This window comes from Clostridium sp. (genome assembly GCF_050717635.1).
Taxonomy (GTDB): domain Bacteria; phylum Bacillota; class Clostridia; order Clostridiales; family Clostridiaceae; genus Clostridium_AD.
On record NZ_JBOITO010000016.1, the window covers coordinates 1 to 10394 of the forward strand.

A 10394-nucleotide genomic window follows, 5' to 3' on the forward strand; every position below is an offset into this window, starting at 1 on the left:
AGACTCCTGGAAGAACACCAGGTTGATAGGTTAGAGGTGTAAGCATGGTAACATGTTCAGCTGACTAATACTAATAAGTCGAGGGCTTGACCAAAATAAATAAAAGTAACATAATAGTATTAATTTTACGATATACTCCTTTTGTAAAAAAGGAGTGAAAGCTTTGAGCGATAGCGAGAAGATTATTTTACTGTGCAATTTTGAGAGAATATTTATATTCTCATCTGGTGATTATGGCATGAAGGTAACACCCCTTCCCATACCGAACAGGTAGGTTAAGCTTCAATGCGCCAATGGTACTGCAAGGGTGACCTTGTGGGAGAGTAGGTTGTCGCCAGATAATAACAGGGATCTTTAGCTCAGTTGGTTAGAGCTACCGGCTCATAACCGGTCGGTCCGGGGTTCGAATCCCTGAAGGTCCACCAAAAAAACAGTCCTATTAGGGCTGTTTTTATTAATCTGGTGATTATGGCATGAAGGTAACACCCCTTCCCATACCGAACAGGTAGGTTAAGCTTCAATGTGCCAATGGTACTGCAAGGGTGACCTTGTGGGAGAGTAGGTCGTCGCCAGGTAAAAAAAACCACTAAGCTATGCTTAGTGGTTTTATATTTGTAATTTATTATAGATAACATTAAACTTCGTATGCAGAACTTAAAACTTTACTTATACTTTCATTAATTACTAAAGTTGCTTTTTTATCGTAAGGGGTAGAGGATTTATTAATAAGAACTAAATTATTTCCTTTGAAAAATTTTATAAGATTTGCAGCGGGATATACCACAAGCGAGGTTCCACCAACAATTAATGTATCGGCATTACTTATTGCATTAATAGAACGTTCTAAGATGTCCATATCTAATTCTTCCTCGTAAAGAACTACATCTGGTTTAACAATTCCACCACAGCTATTACACTTAGGAATGATGGTTTTACTATTTAATATATAATTTAAGTCGAAAAATTCATTGCATTTCATGCAATAATTCCTATGCACAGATCCGTGTAGTTCATATACATTTTTAGAACCAGAAGTTTGATGTAAACCATCAATGTTTTGAGTAATTATAGCAGTTAGTTTATTTGCTTTTTCTAGTTTAGCTAATGTAATATGCGCATTATTAGGTAATGCATCTGTAAAGATCATATTAGATTTATAAAACTTGAAAAAATCTTCAGTATGATTCATAAAAAAGGAATTACTTAAAATAACTTCAGGAGGATAATTTAAGTTATTTTTTACATTATATAAGCCATTTTGAGAACGAAAATCAGGAATATTACTTTCAGTAGAAACGCCTGCACCTCCAAAAAAAACTATATTAGTACTATCTTTTATAATTGTTTTTAATATTTCGTAACACATAATATCAACTCCTTAGGTACAGTATAACAGTTAAAGGACAATGTATCTAAAAAACTGTGGATATTAATAGTACTAATGTAGAAGTTCTCAATATAAGAAGTAATGCAGTAAATCTATAGATACTTTTAAATAAACATGAGAATCTAAAAACTATCGTAAACGCGCGTTAATTAAACGTAATTCAATAAATGTAGCTAATTCTAGCTTTTATGGTAATTGATAAAACTAATAATTCTGTATAAGATAGAATTGTATAAATATAAGGGGGAAGGATAAACAATGAAATTTGGTTATTTTAATGATTTAAATAAAGAATATGTTATTACAACGCCTAAAACTCCGTACCCGTGGATAAATTATCTTGGGACAGAGGACTTTTTCTCACTTGTTTCAAACACTAGTGGTGGGTATTCTTTTTATAAGGATGCTAGGCTTAGAAGGCTAACTAGATATAGGTATAATAGTGCACCTGTGGATAATGGGGGAAGATATTATTATATAAATGATGGGAAAGATGTATGGACACCAGGGTATATGCCTGTAAAAACTAAATTGGATTCATATGAATGTAGGCATGGACTTGGATACACTAAAATTAAAAGTGAAAAAAATGGCCTTGAAGTAGAGCAATTGATGTTTGTCCCTTTAAAGTATCACGGAGAAGTAAATAGACTTAAAATAAAAAACACTTCAAGTTATACTAAGGAAATTACGGTTTTTTCATTTATTGAGTTCTGTTTATGGAATGCTTATGACGATATGACTAATTTTCAAAGAAATTTTAGTACTGGATAAGTTGAAGTAGATAATTCTGTGATTTATCATAAAACAGAATATAGAGAAAGGCGAAATCATTATTCATTTTATTCTGTAAATACAGAGATAGATGGGTTTGATAGCGATAGAGGGTCATTTTTAGGATTATATAATGGATTTGATTCACCACAAACAGTTATTTCAGGTAAATCTAATAATTCTATAGCTAGTGGATGGTCTCCAGTGGGGTCTCACAGTAAAGTATTAACTCTTAAACCTGGCGCTGAGACTAGTCTTATTTTTGTAATTGGATATGTAGAGAATAAGGAAGAAGAGAAGTGGGAAAGTCCTGGTGTTATTAATAAGACTAAGGCAAAAGTAATGATAGATAGGTTTAAAACTGATTTTGAGGTAGAAGAGGGGTTAAAATTTTTAAATGAATATTGGTTAAATTTATTATTAAAATATAATATAAATAGTGATGATGATAAGTTAAACCGAATGGTTAACATATGGAATCCATATCAGTGCATGGTAACATTTAATATGTCTAGAAGTGCATCTTATTTTGAGTCTGGTATTGGGAGAGGTATGGGATTTAGGGACTCAAATCAAGATTTACTTGGGTTTGTGCATCAAATTCCTGAAAGAGCAAGAGAAAGAATATTAGATATAGCCGCTACACAATTTGAAGATGGTGGAGCATATCACCAATATCAACCATTAACTAAAAAGGGGAACTTCGAAGTGGGTGGAGGCTTTAATGATGATCCATTATGGCTGATTTTAGGTACTGCTGCATATATAAAAGAAACCGGAGATTTTGATATCTTGAATGAACGCGTGTCTTTTAATTGTGATGATAATATAAAAGATACACTAATGGAGCATTTAAAACGCTAATTTTACCATGTTATAAATAATCTTGGACCAAATGGACTTCCGCTAATCGGAAGAGCCGACTGGAATGACTGTCTGAACCTTAATTGTTTTTCAAAAGAACCCGATAAATCTTTTCAAACCTCTGGGGATCCTGATGGTAGAGTTGCTGAATCTGTGCTAATAGCAGGAATGTTTGTGTTTATTGGACCAGAATATGTAGAATTATGTACAAGACGATGTCTATTTGATGAAGCTATACTAGCTCAGAAGCACGTTGACGAAATGAAAAATGCCGTTATAGATAAAGGTTTTGATGGAGATTGGTTTTTAAGAGCATATGATGCTTTTGGAAACAAAGTGGGTAGTAAAGAATGTGAAGAGGGTCAAATATATATTGAATCACAAGGCTTCTGTGTAATGGCAGGTATTGGTGTAGAAGAAGGACTAGCATTAAAAGCGTTAGACTCAGTTAAAAAAAGATTGGATACTAAGTATGGTATCATGCTTCAAGCGCCCTCTTATAGTAAGTATGATCTAAATATTGGTGAGATTTCATCTTATCCACCAGGATATAAGGAAAATGGCGGTATATTCTGTCACAATAATCCATGGATAATGATTGCAGAAACAATTTTAGGTAGAGGAGATAGAGCATTTGATTTATATAAAAGAATAGCTCCAGCCTATGTTGAAGAAATAAGTGAGGTACATAGAACTGAACCTTATGTTTATTCACAAATGGTAGCGGGAAAAGATGCTCAAAGGTATGGCGAAGCTAAAAATTCTTGGCTTACAGGTACAGCCGCATGGAACTATTTTGAAATTACGCAGTGGATATTAGGCGTAAAACCAGAATATTATGGACTTATTGTAAATCCTTGTATTCCAAGCCATTGGAACGAATTTCAGATTACACGAGTATACAGGGGAGATATCTACAATATTGAAGTTGTGAATCCGCAACATGTTTCAAAGGGTGTGAAAATGATAAAAGTGGATGGTAAAATCATAGAAGAGAAGGTACTTCCTATGTTTGGTGACGGTTCTTGTCATAAAATAGAAATAGAAATAGAAATACAAATGGGCTAAAGCTATATTAGCTAAAAGACTTAAAGAGATATTACAAATTTTAAAATTTTAATTAGTAAATGTAAACGATTGTCTAAGAAGATGAGCAATATGAATATAAAGGAAGATAATTCTACTAAAACTCGGTTATTTAAAGAAATTTCAACTTATTTGAGTTTGAAAAGTAAGAAAATGTATAGTATCATTATATTATGAACACGCGTTTAAGTAATAAATCGGAGGTGCAGATATGAACAGTATAGATATAGCTAAAATAGCCGGAGTTTCAAGAAGCACCGTTTCAAGGGTAATTAATAATTATGATAATGTTCCAGAAGAGACAAAAAAAAGAATCCAACGTATAATTAAGGAAAATAATTATGTGCCACATGCGTCAGCTAGAATGCTTGCAGGAGTTAAAAATAGAATAATCGGTCTTTTTATTATTGATATGAAGGTAGATTCAGACGGCATGCAAGTTACAGCTAGTTCTTACTTTTCGCCTTTTACCGGAGCAGTTATAGATAATGCAAGTAAAATGGGTTATAACGTACTTGTTTCAATTGTAAGTAAACAGAAAGATTATAAAAAAGTGAAAGAAACTTTTTATAATAAAACTATAGCAGGTGGAATATTTATTGGAGAAAAGAATGGCGAGGAAGAAATAAAAGAAATTATAAATTATGGATGTAAGGTTGTACTTTTAGATCAATCAATAAAATCAGATGAAGAAATTTATAAAAAATGTATAATTGTAAATGCTGATAGTTATGGTGGAGCGTATAAGGCTACTAAGTATCTAATTAGTCTTGGTCATAAAAAAATTGCACATATAGTAGGAGTAACAGAACATTTGTCTGCTATGGAAAGGCTTCATGCTTATAAAAAGGCATTAACAGAGGCTGGAATTAAAATAAAAAACAATTTGATTGTCAAAGGTAATTTTACGATTAGTGGAGGGTATAATGCTACAAGAAAGCTGCTTCAAAAGGAAATTCCTACTGCAATATTTTGTGGGAATGATCACATGGCCATTGGAGCCATACAAGCAATCCAAGAAGTAGGATTAAAAGTACCTGAAGATATCTCTATAGTAGGCTTTGATGATATAGAAGTAGCAAGATATATAAATCCACCGCTTACAACAGTAAGAATGGCTTTAATGGAAATGGCGTCTATATCAACAAATAGTCTAATAACATCAATAGAGAATGACACCAGTTTTTCGGCGAATTATACTGTACCTATTGATTTGATAGAAAGAAATTCATGTAAAACTATAAAATAAACTGTTTTACATTTTTTTTAATAAACAATAAACACGCGTTTATTATGATCTCAATAGTACTGTGATATCTTTTTTAGGATATTACATATTTATAAATTTATTATTTAAGGGGGAACAATGATGAGAAAAAATTATTTTAAGAGAATTACAATGTTAACACTATCAACAATAATGGTTACTACAATGCTTGCGGGTTGTGGATCTAATTCAACAAAAGATCCAGATCCAAAAAAAGATTCAGCTCCAGTAGCTGATAAAGCACCAGCAGATTTTAAGGGAAATATAAAAATCTGGTCTTGGAATACTGAACTTAAGGATTTAGGTATCATTGATAAGTTTAATAAGGTTTACCCTAATATAAAGGTGGAGCTTGTATCAATACCAAATGACAATAGTGCATAGACAACTAAAGTTTCGGCTACAATGAGTGCGGGCGTAGGAGTGCCTGATGTATTTTTATCGGAAGCTGCTTACGTAAAGAAATTCACAAATTTAGATTTTTATGAAGATTTATCATAAAGCACCATATAATGCTGAAGAGCTTACAAGCAAGATGGTACCATATACTGTAGATTTGGGCAGAAATAAAGAAGATAATTCAATTAGAGCATTAACTTGGCAAGCTACTCCAGGCGGATTCTTCTATAAGAGAGGGATTGCTAAAGAGTATCTTGGTACAGATAATCCAGAGGATATTCAAAAAATGATGACAACAACTGAAGATTTTATAAAACTAGGACAAACGCTTAAAGAGAAAAGTTCCGGAAAAGTTAAACTATTAGCTGGATATAATGAATTGGCAAACGTAGCTATCGGTAGTCGAAGCGAAGGATGGGTAAAAGATGATAAACTAGTTATCTATGCTAAGATGATGGATTACCTTGATGAGGCAACTACAATTAGAAAAGAAGGCTTAGACGCTAAGTTTACCCAATGGACACCAGCATGGACAGGTTCAATGTCTGATAAAACTACTTTCGGATATATGCTTCCAACATGGGGACTTCCTTTTGTATTAGCACAAAATGCTTCAAAAGAAGAAGGAAACTATGCATTTGTACAAGCGCCAACATCATACTATTGGGGCGGAACTTGGCTTGGAGTAGCTAGCAAGAGTAAACAAAAAGACAATGCTTGGGAATTTGTTAAGTATATAACTTCAAATGCTGATTTCATGACTGCACAGGCAAAAGATAAAGATGATTTCATGAACAATATAGATGTTCAAGCTGCATTATCAGGCTCAGCAGATGGAGATAATAAATTCTTAAAAGGTCAAAATGTATACAAAGCTTATAGTGAACTTGTTAAAGGTATTAATGGTAAATTATTTACTGAATATGATGATAGCATTAACAATGTATGGAACCAACAAGTAGATTAATATAAATAAACCTTATTAACTGTTTAATGAAAATGATATAACCAGTTAATAAGGTTTTTAAAATATGGAGGTGACATTTTGGCTAAAGCTAGGATAAATAAAGAGAAATACGGGTTAGTATTTATTGCTCCGTTTTTTATTATATTTTCAACCTTCCAATTATATTCAATGCTATATTCTCTTTATGTGAGTTTTCTTAAATGGGATGGAATGTCTAAGAATGCTAAATTTATAGGATTCACAAATTATTCAAGATTATTTTCAGATCCAATTTTTATAAAGACTGTAGCAAATACTTGGATTATGTGGCTAAGCGCTGCTATTCCGCAAATGATTTTAGCATTAACCTTAACTGTACTATTAAATGACGCAAGACTAAAAGGTAAAGATATATTCAGATCAGTATATTTCTTTCCTAATCTAGTTACCGCAACTTCAATTGGTATATTGTTTGCATTCTTATTTGATTGGCAAGCAGGGTCGGTAAATAAGATATTAATGAATATACATCTAATAAAGGAGCCAATAAACTTTCTCATGAGCGAGGGTTACTCTAGAGGTATAGTTTCTCTTACTTCTTTCTGGATGTGGTTTGGATATAGCATGCTAATATTTATGGCGGGAATGAAAAATATTCCTGAAGAACTTTATGAAGCTGCCACTGTTGATGGGGCTTCTAAAATACAATCTTTCTTTTCAATAACAATTCCACTATTAAGACCAACAATATAATTTTCAGTTATTACTTCATTAATAGGAGGAATGCAATCTTTTGATATACCATATGCACTAACAAAGGGAGCAGGAACACCAAATAACTCAACAATGACAATGGTTATGTATCTTTATAGAACTGCATTCTCAAACAACAACTATGGTTATGGAGCTGCTGTGGGCTATGCATTATTTTTAATGATACTGGTGTTTGCATTAATTTCTTTTAAGTTTATAAATAGAAATACTGATTACGAATAGAGGTGGTAGAGATGAAACGTAAATTTGTATTAGAAGTAGGGAAAAAACCAATAAGTAGTATTATAAAGAAGACAATTTTATACATAGCTTTGACTGCACTTGCAATTCTATGTTGTTTACCATTTTTTATAATGATAATTAATGCTACTCATACTAATCTTGAAATAGCTACAACATTGTCTTTAAAACCTGGGTCTGCAATTATGACGAATTATAGAAGGTTATTAGAGAGCCAACCTATTTGGAAGGGCTTCTTTAATAGTTTGTTTTTAGCAAGTTGTGTTACAGCTGTAAGTGCCTACTTTAGTGCCTTAACTGCCTATGGTTTTTCTAAATTCAAATTCAAGGGCAATAAGATTTTATTTTGGGTACTACTTGGTACCATGATGATACCTACACAATTAGGTATGATAGGATTATTCCAATTAGTAAAAAAATTACACTTGCTGGATTCTTATTTGCCACTGATAATACCTGCTATTGCAACGCCTGCATCTGTATTTTTCATTAAAGGATACACAGACGGCGCCATTAGTGATTCGCTTGTAGAAGCTGCTAGAATAGATGGATGCAATGAGTTTCTTATATTTAACAAGATAGTTTTGCCATTAATCTTCCCATCAGTTGCAACAATGTCTATATTTACTTTTATTAATACTTGAAATAACTTCCTAATTCCGTTAATATTACTATTTGATCAGAATAAATTTACACTTCCAATAACGGTAATGTCGGCTAGAGGAACATACCAGACAGAATATGGTGTGGTTTTCACTGGTGTAGCTATTTTGATTGTACCTATAATGATAGCATTTATTTTCTTATCAAAGAAGATAGTTGGAGGACTGTTTCTAAAGGGAGGATGGTTAAATGCAGATAGTTCGGACTGGTTTGCAGAATACACAAAGGTTATAGCCAAAAGACTGTCCGATAGAGTTACCCATTGGATTACCCAAAATGAACCTCAATGCTTCATAGGCCTTGGTCATGTGAATGGCTCTCATGCTCCAGGTCTTAAACTTAGTAATAGCGATATATTACTTGCATCGCATAACTCTCTTTTAGCTCATGGAAAATCGGTTCAGGCACTCAGAAAGTTCTCAAAAGTTCCTTGTGAAGTTGGTTATGCTCCAGTTGGTATAACATCTTTTCCTGATACTAATTCACTAAAAGATATAGAGGCTGCAAGAACTCACATGTTTGAAATAACTACGCCTAATCAATGGGGAAATACTTGGTGGATGGATCCAGTTTTTTTAGGGAAATATCCTGAAGATGGACTTAGCGTTATGGAAGAGTGGCTACCTAAAATAAAAGCTGGGGATATGAAAACTATCTGTCAACCTTTAGATTTTTTAGGACTTAATATTTATCATGGCACAAGAATAAAAGCGCATAAAAACAACCGTCCTGAAGTGGTGGGCAATAGGGTTGGACATGAACAAACCTTAAATAGATGGTCAGTAACACCTGAATCTTTATACTTTGGACTAAAGTTTTTTTATGAAAGATATGGGAAACCTATACTTATAACTGAAAATGGAATGTCAAATATAGATTGGGTAAGTTTAGATGGTAAGGTTCACGATCCTCAAAGAATTGATTTTTTACATAGATACTTAAAAGAATTTAAAAAAGCTAGTGAAGATGGAGTATCCACTAAAGGTTATTTTGCGTGGTCCTTAATGGATAATTTTGAATGGGCTGAAGGATACAATGAAAGGTTCGGTTTAATACACGTAGATTACGAAACTGGCAATAGAATAGTAAAAGACTCTGGATATTGGTATAAAACAATTGTTGATAGTAATGGAGAGTTACTTTAACTTTCAAATTATAATACTACTCAGTATCCCACCTAAGAAAATGGATGATTTAATGTGCAGGAGTTAGGAAAAGCTTCTGCTTTTTCTATGATATGGTTTTATAAATAAATAACTTGTTACTTAATGAGCAACAACACACATATTGACAATGTTTAGCCAAGCGTATCAGAAGGCGGTATATGGAAATATTTAAACCTATAGCTAGGAATATGAACATAATCTAGTTAGAATACTTGTATGCTTAAGTTATGTCTTTATTTATGTGATAAAATGTTCCTTGTCGTCGATAAGCAGGGGCAAAGTAAATTAAATATTGATTCCTATTCAATTATCTTCCAGACGAAAACAAATTTTAAAAAAATGTTGACAAAACAAGAAACATCTAGTAAAGTAGTAGAAGTCGTCAGCAATTGATGAACATAAATAATCAAATTGGTCTTTGAAAATTAAACAGAGAAATAGGTAAAGAATAGCAAAATAATATTTTGCTAAACCAGTTAATTACTTTAGTAAAAAGAAGTAAAATTTTAGTCGTAAGACTAAATAGTATGTAATGAGCTTGCGAATCAACCTAACGGTTGATTAACCATCTTAACAGTTGGCGCAGATTAATCATTTCAAACTAAAAGTGTAAACTTTTAAATTGAGAGTTTGATCCTGGCTCAGGACGAACGCTGGCGGCGTGCCTAACACATGCAAGTCGAGCGATGCGATTCTTCGGAATCAATTAGCGGCGGACGGGTGAGTAACACGTGGGTAACCTGCCTCAAAGAGGGGAATAGCCTCCCGAAAGGGAGATTAATACCGCATAATATGTTTTGGTCGCATGATCAAAACATCAAAGGAATT

The 10394-nt window shown here is 32.9% G+C and carries 8 protein-coding genes, 1 tRNA gene, 4 rRNA genes and 1 pseudogene; 13 read left to right on the forward strand and 1 reads right to left on the reverse strand.

All coding sequences use genetic code 11. From position 1 onward, the window contains the following. The 4 genes from ACREWB_RS09370 to rrf (ACREWB_RS09385) form a co-directional block, all read left to right on the forward strand. Window positions 1–94: ribosomal RNA gene (locus ACREWB_RS09370) — 23S ribosomal RNA — on the forward strand; the annotation flags it as partial. Window positions 95–223: 129 nt separating this feature from the next. Then, window positions 224–340: ribosomal RNA gene (rrf, locus tag ACREWB_RS09375) — 5S ribosomal RNA — on the forward strand. Window positions 341–348: 8 nt separating this feature from the next. Further along, window positions 349–425 (forward strand) — tRNA-Ile (locus tag ACREWB_RS09380). A gap of 33 nt (window positions 426–458) precedes the next feature. Further along, window positions 459–575, forward strand: a 5S ribosomal RNA gene (gene rrf, locus ACREWB_RS09385). A 59-nt stretch (window positions 576–634) separates the two neighbouring features. On the opposite strand, the gene ACREWB_RS09390 is transcribed toward rrf (ACREWB_RS09385), so the two are convergent. After that, on the reverse strand, window positions 635–1366 hold the full coding sequence (locus ACREWB_RS09390) for an NAD-dependent protein deacylase (protein WP_431547202.1): 732 nt from the start codon (window positions 1364–1366) through the stop codon (window positions 635–637). A gap of 279 nt (window positions 1367–1645) precedes the next feature. Between ACREWB_RS09390 and ACREWB_RS09395 the strand changes: the two are divergent. The 9 genes and pseudogenes from ACREWB_RS09395 to ACREWB_RS09435 all read left to right on the forward strand — a co-directional run. Then, window positions 1646–4093 (forward strand): annotated as a pseudogene (locus ACREWB_RS09395) (glycoside hydrolase family 94 protein). Window positions 4094–4322: 229 nt separating this feature from the next. After that, window positions 4323–5360: a LacI family DNA-binding transcriptional regulator gene (locus ACREWB_RS09400; RefSeq protein ID WP_431547203.1), complete on the forward strand. Its 1038-nt coding sequence runs from the start codon at window positions 4323–4325 to the stop codon at window positions 5358–5360. A gap of 120 nt (window positions 5361–5480) precedes the next feature. Further along, entirely contained in the window at window positions 5481–5762 is a 282-nt protein-coding gene (locus tag ACREWB_RS09405) for a hypothetical protein (protein ID WP_431547204.1), read from the forward strand. Window positions 5763–5862: 100 nt separating this feature from the next. Then, the gene (locus ACREWB_RS09410; RefSeq protein ID WP_431547205.1) at window positions 5863–6744 is read left to right on the forward strand and encodes an extracellular solute-binding protein; all 882 of its coding nucleotides are present in this window, start codon (window positions 5863–5865) and stop codon (window positions 6742–6744) included. Between the two features lie 78 nt (window positions 6745–6822). Further along, window positions 6823–7476, forward strand: coding sequence for a carbohydrate ABC transporter permease (locus ACREWB_RS09415; RefSeq protein ID WP_431547206.1), 654 nt, complete (start codon window positions 6823–6825; stop codon window positions 7474–7476). Window positions 7477–7506: 30 nt separating this feature from the next. Continuing rightward, a complete protein-coding gene (locus ACREWB_RS09420) occupies window positions 7507–7719 on the forward strand; it encodes a carbohydrate ABC transporter permease (protein WP_431547207.1) in 213 nt (70 codons plus the stop codon). An 11-nt stretch (window positions 7720–7730) separates the two neighbouring features. Beyond that, a complete protein-coding gene (locus ACREWB_RS09425) occupies window positions 7731–8381 on the forward strand; it encodes a carbohydrate ABC transporter permease (RefSeq protein ID WP_431547208.1) in 651 nt (216 codons plus the stop codon). A gap of 66 nt (window positions 8382–8447) precedes the next feature. Beyond that, complete coding sequence (locus ACREWB_RS09430) at window positions 8448–9545, forward strand: glycoside hydrolase family 1 protein (protein WP_431547209.1); 1098 nt, start codon at window positions 8448–8450, stop codon at window positions 9543–9545. 639 nt (window positions 9546–10184) lie between these two features. Next, window positions 10185–10394: ribosomal RNA gene (locus ACREWB_RS09435) — 16S ribosomal RNA — on the forward strand; the annotation flags it as partial.

Coding starts and splice junctions, on each gene's coding strand:
- ACREWB_RS09390 (WP_431547202.1), bottom strand. CDS start 1,366: ATGTGTTACGAAATATTAAAAACAATTATAAAAGATAGTACTAATATA.
- ACREWB_RS09400 (WP_431547203.1), top strand. CDS start 4,323: ATGAACAGTATAGATATAGCTAAAATAGCCGGAGTTTCAAGAAGCACC.
- ACREWB_RS09405 (WP_431547204.1), top strand. CDS start 5,481: ATGAGAAAAAATTATTTTAAGAGAATTACAATGTTAACACTATCAACA.
- ACREWB_RS09410 (WP_431547205.1), top strand. CDS start 5,863: ATGAAGATTTATCATAAAGCACCATATAATGCTGAAGAGCTTACAAGC.
- ACREWB_RS09420 (WP_431547207.1), top strand. CDS start 7,507: ATGCAATCTTTTGATATACCATATGCACTAACAAAGGGAGCAGGAACA.
- ACREWB_RS09425 (WP_431547208.1), top strand. CDS start 7,731: ATGAAACGTAAATTTGTATTAGAAGTAGGGAAAAAACCAATAAGTAGT.
- ACREWB_RS09430 (WP_431547209.1), top strand. CDS start 8,448: ATGTCGGCTAGAGGAACATACCAGACAGAATATGGTGTGGTTTTCACT.